The organism is Novosphingobium subterraneum (assembly GCF_000807925.1).
Lineage (GTDB): Bacteria > Pseudomonadota > Alphaproteobacteria > Sphingomonadales > Sphingomonadaceae > Novosphingobium > Novosphingobium subterraneum.
The window spans coordinates 129,479-147,895 of record NZ_JRVC01000002.1; the positions used below are offsets into that span (position 1 = coordinate 129,479).

16 protein-coding genes and 2 tRNA genes are annotated in these 18,417 nt (G+C 61.2%); 13 read left to right on the plus strand and 5 right to left on the minus strand.

Going from position 1 to position 18,417, the window contains the following annotated elements; translation table 11 throughout:
• Nucleotides 1-86: 86 nt before the first annotated feature.
• Nucleotides 87-803 carry a cistern family PEP-CTERM protein gene (locus NJ75_RS02535; RefSeq protein WP_039331189.1) on the plus strand — a complete coding sequence of 239 codons (717 nt, stop codon included), beginning with the start codon at nucleotides 87-89 and terminating at the stop codon, nucleotides 801-803.
• 58 nt (nucleotides 804-861) lie between these two features.
• Here NJ75_RS02535 and NJ75_RS02540 read toward each other — a convergent pair whose 3' ends face one another.
• On the minus strand, nucleotides 862-2,367 hold the full coding sequence (locus NJ75_RS02540) for a tetratricopeptide repeat protein (protein ID WP_039331191.1): 1,506 nt from the start codon (nucleotides 2,365-2,367) through the stop codon (nucleotides 862-864).
• A 112-nt stretch (nucleotides 2,368-2,479) separates the two neighbouring features.
• Here NJ75_RS02540 and ychF point away from each other — a divergent pair, with 112 nt between their 5' ends.
• Nucleotides 2,480-3,580: a redox-regulated ATPase YchF gene (gene ychF, locus NJ75_RS02545; protein ID WP_039331193.1), complete on the plus strand. Its 1,101-nt coding sequence runs from the start codon at nucleotides 2,480-2,482 to the stop codon at nucleotides 3,578-3,580.
• Between the two features lie 3 nt (nucleotides 3,581-3,583).
• Here ychF and NJ75_RS02550 read toward each other — a convergent pair whose 3' ends face one another.
• Nucleotides 3,584-3,979 (minus strand): MerR family transcriptional regulator, encoded by a 396-nt coding sequence (locus NJ75_RS02550; protein ID WP_039331195.1) that lies wholly within the window; start codon nucleotides 3,977-3,979, stop codon nucleotides 3,584-3,586.
• Between the two features lie 44 nt (nucleotides 3,980-4,023).
• On the opposite strand from NJ75_RS02550, the gene NJ75_RS02555 reads away from it, so the two are divergent.
• The 3 genes from NJ75_RS02555 (at nucleotide 4,024) to NJ75_RS02565 (ending at nucleotide 6,154) form a co-directional block, all read left to right on the plus strand.
• Nucleotides 4,024-4,785 carry a MauE/DoxX family redox-associated membrane protein gene (locus NJ75_RS02555; protein WP_039331197.1) on the plus strand — a complete coding sequence of 254 codons (762 nt, stop codon included), beginning with the start codon at nucleotides 4,024-4,026 and terminating at the stop codon, nucleotides 4,783-4,785.
• A 63-nt stretch (nucleotides 4,786-4,848) separates the two neighbouring features.
• Entirely contained in the window at nucleotides 4,849-5,652 is an 804-nt protein-coding gene (locus tag NJ75_RS02560) for a DUF1206 domain-containing protein (RefSeq protein WP_039331200.1), read from the plus strand.
• A gap of 43 nt (nucleotides 5,653-5,695) precedes the next feature.
• Entirely contained in the window at nucleotides 5,696-6,154 is a 459-nt protein-coding gene (locus tag NJ75_RS02565; RefSeq protein ID WP_039331202.1) for a MaoC family dehydratase, read from the plus strand.
• A gap of 4 nt (nucleotides 6,155-6,158) precedes the next feature.
• Here NJ75_RS02565 and NJ75_RS02570 read toward each other — a convergent pair whose 3' ends face one another.
• Nucleotides 6,159-6,659 (minus strand): hypothetical protein, encoded by a 501-nt coding sequence (locus tag NJ75_RS02570; RefSeq protein WP_039331204.1) that lies wholly within the window; start codon nucleotides 6,657-6,659, stop codon nucleotides 6,159-6,161.
• A complete protein-coding gene (gene mutL, locus NJ75_RS02575) occupies nucleotides 6,659-8,458 on the minus strand; it encodes a DNA mismatch repair endonuclease MutL (RefSeq protein ID WP_039331206.1) in 1,800 nt (599 codons plus the stop codon). The genes NJ75_RS02570 and mutL overlap by 1 nt, the downstream gene beginning before the upstream one ends.
• 188 nt (nucleotides 8,459-8,646) lie before the next feature.
• On the opposite strand from mutL, the gene NJ75_RS02580 reads away from it, so the two are divergent.
• From NJ75_RS02580 to NJ75_RS02615, 8 genes are all read left to right on the plus strand, one after another.
• Nucleotides 8,647-9,693, plus strand: a complete 1,047-nt coding sequence (locus NJ75_RS02580; RefSeq protein WP_039331208.1) for a rod shape-determining protein — start codon at nucleotides 8,647-8,649, stop codon at nucleotides 9,691-9,693.
• A gap of 50 nt (nucleotides 9,694-9,743) precedes the next feature.
• Complete coding sequence (gene mreC, locus NJ75_RS02585) at nucleotides 9,744-10,676, plus strand: rod shape-determining protein MreC (protein WP_236727041.1); 933 nt, start codon at nucleotides 9,744-9,746, stop codon at nucleotides 10,674-10,676.
• Nucleotides 10,676-11,227 (plus strand): hypothetical protein, encoded by a 552-nt coding sequence (locus NJ75_RS02590; protein WP_039331212.1) that lies wholly within the window; start codon nucleotides 10,676-10,678, stop codon nucleotides 11,225-11,227. The genes mreC and NJ75_RS02590 overlap by 1 nt, the downstream gene beginning before the upstream one ends.
• Nucleotides 11,228-11,229: 2 nt before the next feature.
• Nucleotides 11,230-13,311, plus strand: coding sequence for a penicillin-binding protein 2 (gene mrdA, locus NJ75_RS02595; RefSeq protein ID WP_039331214.1), 2,082 nt, complete (start codon nucleotides 11,230-11,232; stop codon nucleotides 13,309-13,311).
• A complete protein-coding gene (gene rodA, locus NJ75_RS02600; RefSeq protein ID WP_039331216.1) occupies nucleotides 13,311-14,426 on the plus strand; it encodes a rod shape-determining protein RodA in 1,116 nt (371 codons plus the stop codon). Before mrdA ends, rodA begins: the two co-directional genes overlap by 1 nt.
• A 78-nt stretch (nucleotides 14,427-14,504) precedes the next feature.
• Nucleotides 14,505-14,580, plus strand: a tRNA-Lys gene (locus NJ75_RS02605).
• A 46-nt stretch (nucleotides 14,581-14,626) separates the two neighbouring features.
• Nucleotides 14,627-14,702, plus strand: a tRNA-Lys gene (locus NJ75_RS02610).
• Between the two features lie 91 nt (nucleotides 14,703-14,793).
• Nucleotides 14,794-15,135, plus strand: coding sequence for a putative quinol monooxygenase (locus NJ75_RS02615; protein ID WP_039331218.1), 342 nt, complete (start codon nucleotides 14,794-14,796; stop codon nucleotides 15,133-15,135).
• Between the two features lie 70 nt (nucleotides 15,136-15,205).
• Here NJ75_RS02615 and NJ75_RS02620 read toward each other — a convergent pair whose 3' ends face one another.
• Nucleotides 15,206-18,139 (minus strand): TonB-dependent receptor, encoded by a 2,934-nt coding sequence (locus tag NJ75_RS02620; protein WP_052241876.1) that lies wholly within the window; start codon nucleotides 18,137-18,139, stop codon nucleotides 15,206-15,208.
• Nucleotides 18,140-18,417 lie beyond the last annotated feature (278 nt).

Below are 18,417 nucleotides of genomic sequence, written 5' to 3' on the forward strand. Positions count from 1 at the left end.
TCATTACAAATGGCTGAAATCCGTAATTGGCACAGGGGTTGCTTACCTAACAATTAACCGACTTTCGGTTCAGGGGAGCAGTTTCGATGACCTTCAGAAAAGTTCTCGCGGGCCTCGCTGCCAGTGCAGCAATGATGGCAGCAGCACCTGCCTTTGCCGATTCCGTCACGCTCGGCTCGGGCGATATCGGCAGCAGCTTCACGCTGAACTATGACGGCTTCTCGGGCGGAACGTCTATCGGCGGGCTGACCGGCTCGACCACGTTCAAGCTGACCGGCATTTCCGGCAATGACTACACGTTCGACTACAGCGTTTCCAACACCAGCTCCGCGCCGGTTACGGATTCGCGTATCTCAAGCTTTGCGTTCAACACCGATCCCACCATCTCGTCGGCCACGAGCACCGGTGCATTTTCGTACACCACGCTGAATTCAAACTATCCGAACGGCATTGGCACCGTGGACGTGTGCTTCAAGGATGCCCAGACCGGGAGCTGTGCAGGAGGCGGAAGCGGCGGCCTGACACTTGGCGAAACCGGCACCGGTTCGTTCACGCTGAGCTTTTCGCAGCCGGTCAGTTCGCTGACGCTCAGCGACTTCTATGTGCGCTACCAGTCGATCAGCGGCGTGCCGGGCATCAGCTCTGCCAGCGGTTCGGGCACGATCAGCAGCACTGGCGGGTCAACTGGCGGTACGCCTGTCCCGGAACCGGGCATGCTCGGGCTGTTCGGTATCGGTCTTGTCGGCCTTGCCCTGGCGCGCCGCCGTCAGACTGCGCCGCGTCGCCTGGCTCTCGCAGCCTGATCAAACCGGAAATTCGAGGAAGGGAGCCTGCACCCGTGGGCTCCCTTTTTCCTTGCGCTCAGCCCTTTTCGGCGCTGCGCAAGTGCCCTGCGATCGTCGCATTGCCGGGGGCCTTGGCGGCAGCTTCGCGCAGCAAGGTTAGGCCGCGCGACCGGTCCTTGCCGCTTTCGACGAGAAGCCAGCCAAGCGTATCAAGCACCGAAGCGTTTGTCGGGGCGGCCTTGTATGCATTCTCGGCAAATTCCAGTGCCTTGGCCTTGTTGCCAACCATTCCCTGGGCATAGGCCATGTTATTGAGAACCAGCGGGTTCTTTCCGTCAGTCACGGCAAGCAAACGCTCATAGGCGGCAATGGCATTGCCCCAGTTGGACTGCTTCATTGCCGTGTCGGCCTGAGCCAGCGTAGCCGCCAGCGCCTGCGCTGACGGGAATTTCGCCTTCTCTGCCAGCCTCGCCGCTTCGGGATCGCCCGAAGCCTCTGCAGCCTTTGCCAGAAGGCGCAGATCCTCGGCATCGGCTGTCTGGACCTCGGCGAACGGGCGCATCGTCTCGACTGCACCGCGCGCATCGCCAGCGGCGAGCTGCGCCCTGGCAAGTTCGCGGCGGAGCGTTGCACTGCCGGGGTTACGGGTAAGCAGAGGCTGGAGCTTGGCCCGAGCCTGCTCAGGCTGCTTCAACGCTACGAGTGCCTGCGCATAGAGAACCGTCGCCTCATCCTTGTCGGTCAGTTGCGCTTCGTTTGCCTGGAGGACGCTTCGAACGGTAGCCCAATCGCCACGCGCTGCGGCAGCACGCGCCTGAAGATAGGCGACCTGCCCCCCGCCCTTCACTTCTGCAAGCGATTCAAGGACCTTGTCCATCTCCTTGGTCCGTCCGAGATCGCCGAGCACGGCGGCCTTGCCGGCCAAGGCGGCCAGATTGCCAGGGTAGGACTTTGCCGCCGCATCGTATGCCAACAGGGCTTCGGCAAGGCGGCCTTCGGCGGTCGCGACTTCGGCATCGGCCAGCAGCGCATCGATCATCGCCGCGTCTGCCGCCTTCGCCCGGTAGGCCAGAATACGGGCCTGCGTTATATCACCACGCATGAGACTGAAACGCGCATAGTCGGCCAGCAAGCGCGCATCGGCCCTCCCGGCAGCACCAGCGGCAAAGGCCTTTGCGGCCCCTTCGCGATCGTCCTTGGCAAGCAGGGCAAGAGCGCGGATGCGGTGAGCCGCGGCTGACGTGTCCGTGCCCAAAGCCGAAATTGCATCTTCCGGCAGGCCACGCAGCAGCAGCGCTTCTGCCGAAAGCTGTGCGAAGTCGGCCGGTCGCCGACCTTCGGGAAGCTTCGCCAGGGATGCACCTGCGGCAATGCCGTCTCCCATGGCAAGGGCATTGCGGGCATGGAGTTCAAGCAGCGCGGGATCCTGCGGGTTGGCCTCCAGCGCAGCGGCCAGATCCACCTGAGCGGCGCGATAGTCGTGCGCAGCGAAAGCCTTGCGAGCCCGATCGGCGCGCTCCTGCGGGCTGTCGGTACAAGCCGCCAGCAGCAGCGGCAAGGTCAGGAAGGCCAGCTTCTTCATCGCAATCTCTCCACGGATGAAGCACTTAGTGCCTTCAATCCCTGAAATTTCCGTGAAGGTTTCCAAATGCTGCACGCCCGGCTAAAGGCGCGGCCAGCCAAGGAGTTTGAAGATGGGTTTTCGTTGCGGGATCGTCGGCCTTCCCAACGTCGGCAAGTCGACGCTGTTCAACGCGCTGACCGAGACACAGGCGGCGCAGGCGGCGAACTATCCGTTCTGCACGATCGAGCCGAATGTCGGCAATGTCGGCGTCCCGGACCCGCGTCTCGACACTCTCGCCAAGATCGCGGGCAGCCAGAAGATCATCCCGACCCAGCTTGGCTTCGTCGACATTGCCGGGCTCGTCCGCGGCGCGTCGAAAGGCGAAGGCCTTGGCAACCAGTTCCTCGGCAACATCCGCGAAGTTGACGCCATCGTCCATGTGCTGCGCTGCTTCGAGAACGATGACATTCAGCATGTCGACAACAAGGTCGATCCGATCTCGGACGCCGAAACGGTCGAAACGGAGCTGATGCTCTCGGACCTTGAGAGCCTGGAAAAGCGCGTGCCGGCCGCCGAGAAGAAGGCCAAGGCGGGCGACAAGGAATCGAAGGTCATTGCCTCGGTGCTTGGCCAGGCTCTGGAACTGCTTCGCGAGGGCAAGCCTGCGCGCCTGACCCAGCCGAAGGATGACGAGGAAGCGCGCGTGTTCAGGCAGGCCCAGTTGCTGACCGCGAAGCCCGTGCTTTATGTCTGCAACGTCGAGGAAGAGAGCGCAGCGGAGGGCAACGCCTTTTCGGCCCGCGTGTTCGCAAAGGCCAAGGCCGAGGGCGCCAATGCGGTGATCGTTTCGGCGGCGATCGAATCCGAACTGGTCGGCATGGATCCGGAGGAGCGTTCGGTTTTCCTTGAGGAAATGGGCCTGCATGAGACCGGCCTCGCCCGCGTGATCCGCGCCGGTTATGACCTGCTGCATCTCATCACTTTCTTCACCGTCGGCCCAAAGGAGGCGCGCGCCTGGACCGTGCATCTTGGCGCAAAGGCTCCGGAAGCGGCGGGGGAAATTCACTCCGACATGCAGCGCGGCTTCATTCGCGCCGAGACCATCGCCTATGACGATTTCGTCAGCCTCGGAGGCGAAAGCGCAGCGCGCGATGCGGGCAAGCTGCGGCAGGAAGGCAAGGAATACGTGGTGAAGGACGGCGACGTCCTCCACTTCAAGTTCAACGTCTGAGCCTCAGTTCTCGAAGGCGGCGATGATCGGACACGGTCCGGCGTCGCCTTTTGCACATTCTCGGGCAAGCTTGCGAAGCGATTGTCGCGCCGTCTCAAGGCGCGCGATCTCCTGATCGATCGCCTCCAGACGTGCTTTTGCCATCTGTCGGGCGCGCGGTCGGTCATGCCCGGCATCGAGTGCGAGCAATTCGGCGATTTCCGAGAGAGTGAAGCCGGCGCCTTGGGCGCTGCGCACAAAGCGCAGACGCCGCAAATCATCGGGGCCATAGTGCCTGCGCCCCTCCCTTCCGCTGCGGGCTGGCCGGGGATCATCCAACAGGCCTTTGCGTTGATAGAAGCGCACCGTCTCGACCCCGACGGCTGCGCTTCTGGCGAGTTCGGAAATCGTCATCGCCATATCGCTTGACTCCGTACCATGGTACGCAAGTTATAGGCAGCTTCATGACAAAAGCATACACCCCGAATCGAACCGCCGTGCTGCATCGCATGGTCATGCCAACGCACATCTGTCCTTACGGCGTGAAGGTGAAACATCTTCTCGAACGCCAAGGCTATGAGGTCGAAGACCACTGGCTCCGCACCCGAGAAGAGACCGATGCCTTCAAGCAGGCTCATGACGTCAAGACTACGCCGCAAGTGTTCATCAACGGACAACGCATTGGCGGGCATGACGATACGCGGCGCTTCCTTGGCCTGAAAGTCGCCGATCCTGATGCCACGAGCTACGTTCCTGTTCTGGCCGTTTTCGCGATCGCCGGAGCGCTGGCGCTCGCGATAAGCTTTGCGACGTTTGGCACGCCGTTCACTGGAAGGGCGATCGAATGGTTCATCGCCTTCGCCATGGCGCTTCTGGCCATGCTCAAGCTGCAGGACGTCGACCGGTTTGCGACCATGTTCCTTGGCTACGACCTGCTCGCGAGGCGCTGGGTTCCCTATGCCTATCTCTATCCATTCGGCGAGGCCTTGGCCGGCGTGTTGATGGCAGCGAGGGCACTGCCTTGGCTATCCATCCCGATTGCCCTGTTCATCGGCACCATCGGCGGCATCTCGGTCTTCTACGCAGTCTATGTCCAGAAGCGCGAGCTCAAGTGTGCCTGCGTGGGTGGATCGGGGCGCGTCCCGCTCGGTTTTGTGTCACTCACCGAGAATGTCGTCATGGTCGGCATGGCCTTGTGGATGCTTTTCATGCCGACAATGAACTGACCGGCCCGGCACCGGTTGGCCTCCGGCGCGTTCCATGCCCGAACTGGAAAGAGGAACGCGCTGGTGGTCGACAAGTCGGAGAAAGTGGTTTGGCTGGCCCGAGTGGGATTTGCCGCACGCGGACTTGTCTACGTCCTGCTGGGATACCTCGCGCTCACAGCGGGAAAGTCTGACATTGACGATGGTGCCGGCGACATCTTCCGCGTGCTGAATGCCATTCCGGGTGGACCGGTGGTCCTTTACATCGCATCCGCAGGTCTGGTCGGTTACGCACTCTATCGCCTTTCCGCAGCCCTGTTCGATATCGAACGCAAGGGCACATCCTGGAAGGGGCGCGCATCGAGAGTGGGTTATCTCGCCAGCGCCGTGATCCATCTTGGCCTTGCCTGGACAGCCGCACGGATAGCCAGCGGAGCACGTGGTGCAGGTGAAGATTCGTCCGCCCAGATGGCTAGTGGCGTGCTTGATTTCCCCTTTGGCAGCACTCTTCTCGGGATTATTGGCGTAGCTATCCTGATTGCAGCAATATTCCAGGCACGCAGCGCCGTTACGGCGGGCTTCATGCGCCATGTTTCTTCGCGAGCGCCTCGCTTCACATGCTGGATCGGCCGTGCCGGCCATGCTGCACGGGCTGTGGTGATGGCCCTGATCGGGTGGTCACTGCTGCGCACCGCATGGTTCGGCGAGAGCGAAGAGGTCGTCTCGCTGGGCAAAGGCATCAACAATTTGCGAGACATGGAGACTGGCTTCCAGTTCGTGGCAGCAGGGCTTCTGCTCTTCGGCGTGTTCAGCATCATCACTGCGCGGTACCGGATCATTCCGGACCCTACCCCGCCAGCCATGGGTTTGCGGGCAATCAGCATTTAATCGCGCGATTGACTTTATGGCTCGACGCAGCGAACCTGACCGAATGATGTACTTCGAAGATATCGAGCCCGGCGCGATCCAGCGGTTCGGAAAATATGCCGTCAGCCGAGAGGAAGTGATCGATTTTGCGTCAAAGTACGACCCGCAACCGTTCCACCTGAGCGACGAGGCGGCGGCGCAGACCCATTTCGGTCGGCTGTCAGCCAGCGGCTGGCATACTTGCGCGATGACCATGGCGATGCTGGTGGAGAATTTGAAGGAACAAAAGCAGGCTGGCCTCGGGTCACCCGGGCTTGACGAGATACGTTGGCTGAAGCCTGTCTATCCGGGTGACACGCTTTCGGTCGAAACGGAAATCGTCGACAAGAAGCGGAGCGCGTCGCGTCCGGAAATGGGGAGCTTCCGCTCGAACGTGCGCGTTTATAATCAGGACGGTGTGGTCGTGATGACCATGAAATCCATCGGACTGATCCGCGTACGGGACCAGAAGGCTACTACCTGACGGGTCAGATCGCCTTGCATTGAACGTCACCAGTCGCTTCATAGACCGGGCGCTCGAACGCGTCGGTCACGATCATCCTGCCCTTGAACTGTTCGGTCGTGCCTACGGGTGTGACCGGGCCGTCAGCCGTTAATGTGACCGCATTTTCCTTGCCGGTATAACGCGAAAAGCTGCCCTTCGGCATCCTTGCAGAACCGGCATCAGGCGCAAGAACCTGGATGTGGTCGCCATATTTGATAACTCCGCGCTTATCCTGCGCCAACAGGACAGCCCCAAGGCCGCCGCCTTCGGCGACGAATGCACAGCCGGTGCCGTGGAGCTTGTTCTGGCTGATATCCGGGTAGAGGATTGGCTGCAGCGCCAATGGCTTGACCGGTGGCTTGCCGTCCTGCGCTGCCTCCACTGCGGCAATCGCCTCGGCATCGGTCGGCTCCTTGTCTGAACAAGAGGCAAGTCCGAGAACCATGGCGGACAACACGGCAATCTGCGCCTTGGCGTGCAGCATCACTTTCTCCCGAACAGCTTTTCTATGTCGGCATGGGCCAGCTTGACCCATGTTGGACGGCCATGGTTGCACTGCCCCGAGCGGGGTGTCACTTCCATTTCGCGCAAGAGGGCATTCATCTCCACGACGGACAATGTCCGCCCTGCCCGCACCGAACCGTGGCAGGCCATCGTCGCCAGGACGAGATCGAGCTTTTCTCCCAGGAGCAAGGCATCGCCATGGTGCGCTAGGTCATCTGCCACATCCGCCACGAGTTGTGCCGGATCCCCCTTGGCCAAGGCCGCAGGGACGGATCGTACCAGCATCGCGCCAGGCCCGAAGCGCTCCAGCGCGAGACCGAACTCGGCAAGCTTGGGCGACGCTTCTTCCAGCCGGTCACACGCGACTTCTTCAAGCTCGACAACTTCCGGGATCAACAACGCCTGAGCGGGTGCAGTGCCCTGCCCTGCCCCGGCAGCACGCAGCCGTTCGAGGACGAGACGTTCATGCGCCGCATGCTGATCGACAATCACGAGACCGTCTTCCGCTTCTGCAACGATATAGGTGTTGGAGATCTGTCCACGGGCAACGCCAAGGGGATGCCGTGCAGATTCAGTGACCGGTTCGACGGCGACTTCGGCTCGCGCCTGAGGCGGCGCCAGCACGGATTGCTCGTAGCCACGCCACGCTTGCCCAGCCTCGCTCACGAGCGCCTCCGGGCGCCATTGCTGCGAGAACATGCTTCCCTGCGCACCGGGCGGGGGTGACGGCACGATCGGCTCTGCCTGCCAAGCCGCCATTGCGCTTGCCGAAGGAGCTTGCGCACTGCGCTGATCGCCTGTGGACAGCGCATGGCGCAGGCCAGAGACAACCATGCCGCGCACGAGGGCCGGATCGCGGAAACGGACTTCGGACTTGGCGGGATGGACATTGACGTCAACTTCGCTCGCCGGGACCTGCAGGAACAGGGCAAGGACTGCATGGCGATCGCGTGCCAGCATATCGGCATAGGCACCACGCACCGCACCGATCAGCAGGCGATCCTTCACAGGGCGCCCATTCACGAAGAGATATTGGTGATCGGCAACGCCGCGATTGTAGGTTGGCAATCCGGCTATCCCGGTGAGGTGATAATCACCCCGGTAGAGGTCCACCTCGACGGAATTTCCGGCCAGTTCACGGGCAACGAGTTGAGCGACCCGCGCCTCGAGCGTGTCTCCGGCCTGCACATGAAGCGCGCGGCGGCCATCATGTTCCAGGGTGAAGCCTATGTCAGGCCGGGCCATGGCGAGGCGGCGAACGACGTCGGAAGCGGCCGCCCATTCCGAACGCGGGCTGCGCAGGAACTTGCGGCGCGCGGGGATCTTCTCGAACAGTTGTTCCACCCGGACGCGCGTCCCCGGGGGAAGCGCAGCAGGTCCTTCTGACACGAGAACACCGTTATCGACCACGCGCTTCCAGCCATCGGCGGTGCCTAGCGGTCGGGATTCGATGGTGATGCGAGCGACGGAGGCGATTGATGGCAGGGCTTCTCCACGGAAGCCGAGGGTTTCGACCATCTCGATCGCCTCGTCTGGGAGCTTGGACGTGGCATGACGTTCGAGCGCGAGCTCGATCTCGTCGGGCCGCATGCCGCACCCGTCGTCCGACACCTCGATCATCGCCAGCCCACCTTCGGACAGGCGCACGTGGAGGTGGCTTGCGCCGGCGTCGATGGCGTTTTCAACCAACTCCTTGAGCGCGCTTGCAGGGCGCTCGACCACCTCTCCGGCGGCGATGCGGTTGATGAGCGTTTCGGGAAGGCGGCGGATGACTCGCATGGTCCTGACACGACTAGCGCCGAAGCCGATTTATTTCGAGACAAGTGGTGAAGTTATCCGTCCAATCCCGCACAAACCCATGGGCTTTGCGCCAAGCGCCTGCTAGGAAGCCGCCTTCCCGGGCGCACTTTCTGGAGGGGTCTGGCGCGTGCCCGTGCGCCAAACCGCAGATTATCACGGATTCTTAGATGGCTTCGATCTTTTCCCGATTCTTCAAGTTCGGTTCCCAGAACATCGCGATCGACCTCGGCACGGCCAACACGCTGGTTTATGTGCAGGATCGCGGCATCGTTCTGAACGAACCTTCCGTCGTCGCCATCGAGACGATCAACGGGATCAAGCGGGTCAAGGCCGTGGGCGACGATGCCAAGATGATGATGGGCAAGACGCCCGACAACATCGAGGCGATCCGCCCGCTTCGCGACGGCGTGATTGCCGATATCGAAGTGGCCGAGGAGATGATCAAGCACTTCATCCGCAAGGTTCACGGGTCGAAGAGCCTCCTGCGCTATCCCGAAATCGTGATCTGCGTGCCCTCGGGTTCCACCAGCGTCGAGCGCCGCGCCATTCGCGACGCGGCCAGCAATGCGGGTGCCAGCCAGGTCTACCTCATTCTTGAACCGATGGCTGCGGCGATCGGCGCCGACATGCCGGTAACCGAACCGGTCGGTTCAATGGTGGTCGACATCGGTGGCGGTACGACCGAGGTTGCCGTCCTTTCGCTGCGCGGCCTTGCCTACACCACCTCGGTGCGCGTGGGTGGTGACAAGATGGACGAAGCGATCGTCTCCTATGTCCGCCGTCATCATAACCTGCTGATCGGTGAAGCCACGGCGGAGCGTATCAAGAAGGACTACGGTATTGCCACGGCCCCGGCCGACGGCATCGGCGAGACGATCCACATCAAGGGACGTGACCTGGTCAACGGGGTGCCGAAGGAAATCACGATCACGCAGGCAAACATTGCTGAAGCCCTGTCCGAACCGATCGGCGCGATCGTTGAAGGCGTGCGCATCGCGCTTGAAAACACGGCGCCTGAACTTGCTGCCGACATTGTCGACCAGGGGATCGTGCTGACCGGTGGTGGCGCGCTGATCCGCGGTCTCGACGAGCATCTGCGCGAGGAAACCGGCCTGCCTGTCAGCGTCGCCGAAGATCCGCTGTCGTGCGTGGCGCTCGGCACCGGTCGCGCCATGGAAGACCAGATTTACCGCGGCGTGCTGATGACCGCCTGAGGCATTTCGAGTATTGCTGAGGCACACGGGTTGCATCGCGGCGCGGTTCCATGCGTCGGATTGAAGGGGTTGAACGGATGGCGCGGTCGCAGGACCGGCGCCCGGGCTATTCGCGCAGGGCGCAGTACGGAATCTTCACCGGCTACGTTGTCGCCATTCTGGGCGTCGTGGCCGGTGTTGCCGTGCTCATCACTTCGCTCGTAAATCCGGATGCATTCTCTTTTGCGCGAAGCGCAGCTGCCGAAGTCGCCCGACCAGTCGGACGGGCCGGCGCGACCGGGCGGACTACCGGCCAGGGCGTGTTCGCTGCGATCGGAGCCTACTTCAATGCCGGCCGCCAGAATGCCGAGCTTCGCCGGGAGGTAGAGGCGGCACGTGCCAACGCGGTGTCGATGCAATCGCTGCAGAATGAGAACCGCAGGCTCAAGGCCCTGCTCGGTATCGTCGATCCGCAACGCAAGCCGATCGCCACTGTGCGACTGATCGGATCGACCGCTGCCAGTACGCGGCGCTATGCGATCATCGACGCCGGAACATCGAGCGGTGTCCGGCCAGGACTCCCGGTGCGGGCGGCGTCGGGCCTGATCGGCCGCGTTGTTGAAGCAGGTCCAGGAACGGCACGCGTGCTGCTCGTCACAGATCCGGAGAACGTCGTTCCCGTAAAGCGAGCCCGCGATGGGCTGACGGCATTTGTTCAAGGGGCCTCCAACGGCCGCATAGACATCCGCCTGATCAACCAGGGCATCAATCCGGTAAAGGCTGGCGATGTGTTCGTGACGTCGGGGTCCGGCGGGCTCTATCCGCCCGGCATCCCCGTGGCGGTGGCAACTGACCCGCATCGCGACGGCGCCATCGGCCATCTCGCCGCAGATCCCGCGGACAACGAATTCGTCATCGTCGAGCCCGCCTACAGCGCGGCAGCTCGTACAGAGATGGAGGCAATCGAGGAACGTGGCGCCAAAACCGCCGCAGGGGAGCCGTAATGCTCGGCCCGCTGCGCGGAACGCCGGAAGAGATCGCGCGAAAGCGGATCAATCGCGAGCCTTGGCCAGTCCTTGCAATCGGTCTTCCATGGGCCACGATCATGCTGGCATCGATGGCGAGTTTCTCACCGGTGATAGCCTCTGCCCCGGTGATGCCGCCATTCGCCTACATGATGCTGCTTGCCTGGCGCATGATGCGCCCCGGAATGTTGCCGCTATGGGCCGGCCTGCCGCTGGGACTGTTCGATGATCTCTACTCTGGCATGCCGTTCGGATCGGGCATCGTTCTGTGGTCTGCGACGATGCTCGTCATGGAGCTGATCGACGAAAAGTTCCTGTGGCGGGGCTTCGTTCAGGACTGGCTGGCAGCCAGCACGCTGATTGCTGCCTATCTTTTCCTCACATCCACACTGGCGGGGCTCGCGGTGGCTTATCCCCTACCCACGGTGATCGTGCCGCAGTTGCTGATTTCGGTGGTGCTCTATCCGGTCAATACGCGACTGGTGGCTCTGCTCGACCGTATCCGCCTGCTTCCGCTGAAGAGGATCTGACCATGCGGCAAAGGCTGCCGGTCACCTCGGCGATCCTGACCAATCGGTTCGAGAGACGCAGCTTCGTGCTGGGTGCGCTTCAGGGCGGCGTGGGCCTGCTTTTGGCAACGCGGCTTGGCTATCTTGCCGTAGCGCAGAACGAGAAGTACGAGGCCGCATCCGAGAGCAACCGCGTGAACCTCACGCTCATTCCACCGCGCCGGGGTTGGGTGCTGGATCGATTTGGCAAGGCGCTTGCCGCAAATCGCGCTGATTTTCGCGTCGATCTTATTCCTGACCGGGTCGACGATCCGGACAGGACAATGGCCACCTTGGCAGGCTTGCTGTCACTTGCCCCCGACAAGGTGCGCGATATCCGCGACAAGCTCGACAAGGCACGGGGGTTTCAGCCCGTTGAAGTCGCCTCGAGTCTGGACTGGGACAAGTTCGCAGCGGTTTCGGTCCGTCTGCCGGAACTGCCCGGCGTCATCCCGCAACGAGGCTATTCTCGGTACTATCCAGCCGGCGCGTCAGTAGGACATCTTGTGGGCTATGTGGGTGCGGCATCAGCCGAAGACTACGAGAAGGAACGCAATCCACTCCTGATCACCCCCGGCTTCAAGATCGGCAAGGACGGGCTGGAGAAGCACTTCGAGGCTCGGCTGCGCGGGGTGCCCGGAGCCCGCCGCGTCGAAGCGACCGCCTCCGGGCGTATCGTTCGCGATCTCGGCACTCGCGAAGACGTGCCGGGCAAACCGATTGCCCTGACGATCAACGCGGGGCTTCAGGACTATGCTGCCCGACGCATCGGACTGGAATCAGGCTCAGTCGTGGTCATGGACTGCGAGACCGGCGACGTTCTTGCCATGGCATCGATGCCCAGCTTCGATCCCAACAGCTTCTCCGACGGCATCGGCCGTGTCGAGTGGAAGATGCTGTCCGAAGATGACCACGTGCCGCTGCGCAACAAGGTGCTACGAGGATTGTATCCGCCGGGATCGACCGTCAAGCCGATGGTGGCACTATCGTTCCTTGAGGCCGGGCTCGATCCCAATGCGAGCGTTGGGTGCGGTGGCGGCCTGCGTGTTGGCAATCGCGTGTTCCACTGCTGGAACCGGCGCGGCCACGGCACGGTCGACATGGCCAAGGGAATTTACCAGTCCTGCGACGTGTATTTCTACCATTTCGCGCAGCAGATCGGGATGGACAAGATCGCTGCGATGGCGCGCAGGCTGGGGCTTGGGCAGGAATTCCCGATGCCCTACCCCGGCCAATCCTATGGCACGGTTCCCGATCCGGCGTGGAAGCTTCGCAAATACAAGAAGGAGTGGGCCCTTTACGACACCGTGAACGCAACGATTGGCCAAGGGTACATGCTGGTCAATCCGCTTCAGCAGGCTGTCATGGCTTCGCGCATCGCATCAGGGCGTGAAGTCATGCCGCGACTGCTGCTGGATCGTAATGCTCCGCCTGTGAAGTCGATGGGTTTCTCGCAGGAACACCTTGATTACATTCATGCGGCCATGAGCGAGGTGGTCAATGGCCGTGGCACGGCCGGCAGGGCACGGTTGCCGGTGGACAACGTGCTGCTTGCCGGCAAGACCGGTACCGCGCAAGTGGTCGGTCTCAACATTGCCAACGGCAAGAGCGGGGCCTGGAAGTACCGCGACCATGGGCACTTCATCTGCTTCGCACCGTTCGACAAGCCGAAATACGCTTGCGCGGTGGTGATCGAACACGGCGGCGGTTCGGCAGCCGCCTATCCGATCGCGCGCGATGTCATGACCTACATCTTTGCTCCGGGCAAGGCGATGGCTGTGCTCGAGGAGTTCGAGAAGCAGTGGGGCGGCAACGTGCAGCAGCGCATGTCTTCACGATACAACGCTTTTGCCGCCAAGTATGGGGAGACCGCCCCGAAGACCGTGCCGGACGACGAATCGTTGACCGAACGGGTAGAGGATGGCCGAAAGACAGCGGAAGAACCAGCAACCGCACAGACTGACGCTGCGGCGCCCCGGCCTGAACCTGAACAACCGCCGCCCGTTGTCGTCCTGCAACCGGCTGCGCCGAATACTGCGCCTTCCGTATCCGCGGGTGTGCAATAATGCCGCGCGCCTACGTACCGGCGGCGATAGCCAGACAGCCTTGGAGCGTCCTGCTTCCTCTTATCGCGCTGGTTGCCTTTGGTGCGGCGGTGCTGGATTCGGCTGCGGGTGGGCGCTTCGAAATCTGGTCGATGTCGCATTTGCTGCGCTTTGCGGTTTTCCTGGTGATGGCGATGGTCATTGCCCGTCTGCCACAGGAATTGTTCAGGCGCATGGCCATGCCGGTTTACGTGGTTCTATGTCTGCTGCTGGTCCTCGTCGAGTTGATCGGCGGCGTCGGTGGTGGCAGTCAGCGCTGGTTGAACCTCGGCTTTATGACGCTGCAACCTTCGGAACTGATGAAGCCCGGCATCGTGCTCGTGCTGGCGTGGTTCTACTCCGTACTTCCCATCGGCGAGACCCAGGGCTGGCGTGGACTCGTGCCCGCAGTCATACTGCTTGCCGTTCCGGCAGGTCTGGTCATGCTGCAGCCCGATCTGGGCACGGGCCTTGCGATCAGTTTCGGCGCGGTGATGGTGATGTTTCTTGCAGGCCTGCCGTTGCGTTGGTTTCTTGGCGCGGGTGCCGCTGGCCTGATCGCTGCGCCCCTCGCCTTCTTTTTTCTGCTGCACGATTATCAACGTAATCGCGTGCTGGTGTTCCTCGATCCGGAAAGCGACCCGCTTGGCACCGGATACCACATCACGCAGTCGAAAATCGCAATCGGTTCGGGCGGGATCATTGGCAAGGGGTTCGGCAACGGATCGCAGAGCCACCTGAACTATCTGCCCGAAGCGCACACGGATTTCGTGTTTGCGACGATGGCTGAAGAGTGGGGCATGGTAGGCGGCCTCTTCGTGCTGATCGTGTTCGGCCTGATCTTCCGCTGGGGCCTGAAGGTCGCCAACCGGGCACCGGATCGATTCTCACGCCTGCTGGCAGCGGGCATGACCATGACGATCTTCTTCTACATGTGCATCAACCTGATGATGGTCATGGGCCTCGCACCGGTGGTCGGTATTCCCTTGCCCTGGATGAGCCATGGCGGATCCTCCATGATGACAAACATGATCTGCATCGGATCGATCATGGCCGTGGAGCGCTGGAGCCGGTCAGGCCAACGAAGCCTGTCCTGAAAAACGCAAATTTGGGGCTTGGCAGGGCTGATAAAATCGCTATTGGGGCGGCTCCCGAACGGGAATGCCTGATGGCATGGACGCATAGCTCAGTTGGTAGAGCAGCTGACTCTTAATCAGCGGGTCCTAGGTTCGAGCCCTAGTGCGTCCACCACCATCGCCTTCCCCTCGCCGCCACCAAGCGGCCCCTTGCCGGGTACGGACGCATAGCTCAGTTGGTAGAGCAGCTGACTCTTAATCAGCGGGTCCTAGGTTCGAGCCCTAGTGCGTCCACCACCTCCCAATCAGCCAGACCTGATGGAAACGCCAATTCCGCCTTGGCGTATGCGCGCCTAGCTTTTTGTCATCACGAACAAGGAGAGCAGGCGTGGAGAGGGTGACACTGTGGGGATGGATCGACTTTGAAGGCAAGGATGCGGCAGCGATTGTTCGCGGTGGCGCGCAATTCATACTGCCGACGTACGAGGAGCGCGGATGCATCTACTATGTCTGGAATGCCGATCCGCTCAAGCCTGACCGTATCTGGGTGTTTGAGGAATGGGACAGCATCGAGGCGCTGGCCGAACATCTCGAAGGGCCACTTTACCGCGCCATGGCCGGCTACCTTGCAGAGGCCGGCATGACCGGTGCAGAGGTCGACAAGTATCGCGTGGTCCAGAAGCAACCGGTGTACGACGGCAGCGGGGTCCCTCAGGCGGCGTTCGACTGACTTGACATAAAAAGCGCCGGAACCCGAAGGCTCCGGCGCAAGGTTTTCGCGTCTGGTTCGACGTCGAAGGTCAGAACTTGAAGCCGGCAGCCACACCGTAGCGGCGCGGCTCCAGCGTGAAGATGTTGGTGAACAGCCCCGAAGACTGGTCCGTCACGTACAGACCGGTCGTTGCGTTGTTATTGGTGATATTCTGGATGTAGCCACGCAGGTACCAGCGATCATCGCGGCCGTTCAGCTGGATCTGGGCGTTCATGACCTCGTAGCCCTTGATCCGGTTGATGTTGCCATTGAAGATCGTGCCGTAGCTTTCACCGGTGTAGTTGATGTCGAAACGCGGTACGATCGACATGTCGCCCATCTCGATGGTGTACTGGATACCAGCCGACCACTTGAACTCCGGCGCCTGCGGCAGTTCGTTGCCCCGGACGTTCTTTTCGATGCCCGAACTGACCCGGATGCCACCGAAGGCGGCACCAGCGGCGCCAGCCGCCTGCGCTGCAAGCGCACCGCAGATAGAGAACGCGCCAGTGGTGTTCGTGCCGGGAATCGGGGTGGTCGGACGCAGGCCGACACCGGCGTTGATGGCGTTTACGAAGCCATTTGCCGCCGCAGCGCTGACGCCGGTTACGGCGCAGTTCGAACCAAGCGTGATGTCCTTGATGATCACGGTGTCCGAGCGCCCCGCCGACACGTCACGGGTATCGACGAAGAATTGATCGCCTACCACCTTGGTCTTGAGATAGCTGGCCGACAGGTTGACCAGCAGGTTCCGCGTCGGAGCCATGATTGCTTCTGCTTCAACGCCATAGATATTCGCGTCAATGTTGTCGTTGACCGAAGTACGCGCGGTGATGCGGCTGAGCTGCAGATCCTTGTAGCGATAGTAGAACGCCGAGAGGTTCAGTTGCAGGGCGCCAAAGCGGTTCTTCGACCCGATTTCAAAGGAATCGACCGATTCCGGCTTGAACGAGTCATTGACCGAGCCGACCGAAAGCGGCGGGTTGATACCGCCTGACTTGTAACCGCGCGAGTATGACAGGTAAATCAGGTTGTCCGGGCTGATCTGGTAATCGAGCACCGCACGGCCGGTGAATCTGCCAAAGCTGACCGAGCGTTCCTGGAATGCCTGCACGCCAGCAGTACCCTTGTCGAAGTCGCCAGCCGTTGCATAGTTCAAGGCATTTTCGAGCGCTTGTGCCCCCACGGGAGCGTAGATTGCACCACCGCCAGCGAACTCACTCGACAGGCCATTGCTGAGCAAGGTGGTGCGTGCCCGGGTGAACTTCTTGTCGTGGTTATAACGCAGGCCAAGCGTCAGCTTAACCTGGTCATTGAACTTGAAGTAGGTCTCACCGAAGATGCCGTAGCTGTCGAGCGTACCCCGAGCCGTGTTACTGCGGAAGAAGGGCGAAGGACGGAATACAGCTTGGGGACCGAATGCACCAGTTGCTGCTGCCGCCGCGCCGAGAAGGCCCGCCGCATAATCGAGACCGAATGAATTGACGTAGTAATTGTTGTTCGTCGTGATGCCACGCAGGTAATTTGCGCCGATCAGGAAGTTGAACATCCCGTCAAAATCGGAGTCAATGTGCGCCTCGGCAGCGTACTGCTTGTATTCCTGTCCGGACTCGTCGAAATCAAGCGACGTGTTGGCGCAGACTGCCTTGTTGCCAGCACCATAGACGCCGACGTTGTTCGGATCGATGTCGGACTGACAGATCTTTCCGGTGGGACCGTTGGGGATAAGCCTTGCCGCAATCGGGGCGAAGGCAAAGCCCAGCGTCGGGCTTTGTGCGAATGCAGCTAGAGCGGCCAGACCTGGGTTGCCGACCAGGCTGCGCTGCGTGGCGAGGTTGTAGTCAGAACGGCTGCGGACCGTATTTCGCGAGAACCCTGCCGTGACGTTCAGCGTCAGGCCGGTGCCAAGGCTTTGCTGCAGCTTGCCCTGGTAGACTTCTTCCTGCGCGAAATAGGTCGGCAGGTAATCGATATCGACAGTGCGGACGTCTGCCGGATTAACCACACCGGTATTGGCGTCACCGTCGTTGCTGTAGATGCTGCCGAGGCCAAGCGCAGCAAACGCTGGTGAAACGGCAATGCCAAGGAATTCCCGCGAAGAGAGCAGCGAGGCGAGGGTCGAGTCTGCGTTTGTCGTCTCGTTTGCAAGCTTGTCGGGCAAGCACCCCAGAACCCCGGTCGGATCACGATGACAAAGCTGCTTCTGGATGCGGCTGCGATTGTCGTTTTCGCGGAAATAGTATGCCGAAAGATCGATGGTTGTATCGGGGCTTGGCTCCCAGCGGAGCGAACCACGGAATGCGTACATGTCGCGACCGTCGATACGGCTGTTTGTGCCGATGTTGTAGGTATAGCCGTCACGACGATTATACATGCCGGCCACGCGGACGCCCAGCGTCTCGCCCAGTGGGACGTTAACCATACCTTTCAGCCGGACAGAGTTATATTTTCCGTAGTCAGCCTCGCCTGCAGCACCGAAGCCTGACAGGTCGGGCTTCGCTGTAATGATGTTGACCACGCCCGATGTCGCATTTCGCCCGAACAGCGTCCCCTGGGGCCCGCGAAGCACCTCGATACGCTCGAGATCGAAGAACTCGGTTTCGAAAAGTCGGCTGGAAACCATCGGCATGTCATTGAGATGGATGCCAGTCGCGGCGTCGCAGGAGACGCCGACGCACAAGTCACCGATACCGCGGATGGTAAAGCTGGAGGACGTGAAGTTCGTCTTCGTGAATGTCACGTTTGGCAGCGAAAGCTGCAGGTCAGTCGAGTTCTGGATCTGCTGTTTCGTCAGGTTCTCAGCTGAGAATGCAGAAACCGCGATCGGCACGTCTTGCAGTGACTGGGCCTGGCGCTGCGCAGTAACGATGATTTCCTGCAAACCAATGCCTTCATCGGCGGATTGCGGCGCACTCTGGGCGAAAACCGGTGTAGCGACGGCTGCGGCGCACACGCCCGCAAGCAGGGAAAGCTTGCCCCTCATAGTCAGACCTCTCTCTCCAGCGGCCCCCGTCATTAACCGCGGGTGACCTGGAGACAGGACATAACTTCAGCAATTCTTTGTCAACCGGATAATTAAAAGTGCGGGTTTCCGTAGGGGAATGCCGTTGCAGAAGAGACCATTCTGGCAAGGTTTGCATGAAAATGCATGACATCGTAATGGGGAAATCTATGCATGATGCGACATTCTAGTGTGCATTATGCTGAATTAGATCGCTATTTTCCGTCACCAGCGAATCGGATGCAAGAATCACCGGCCCA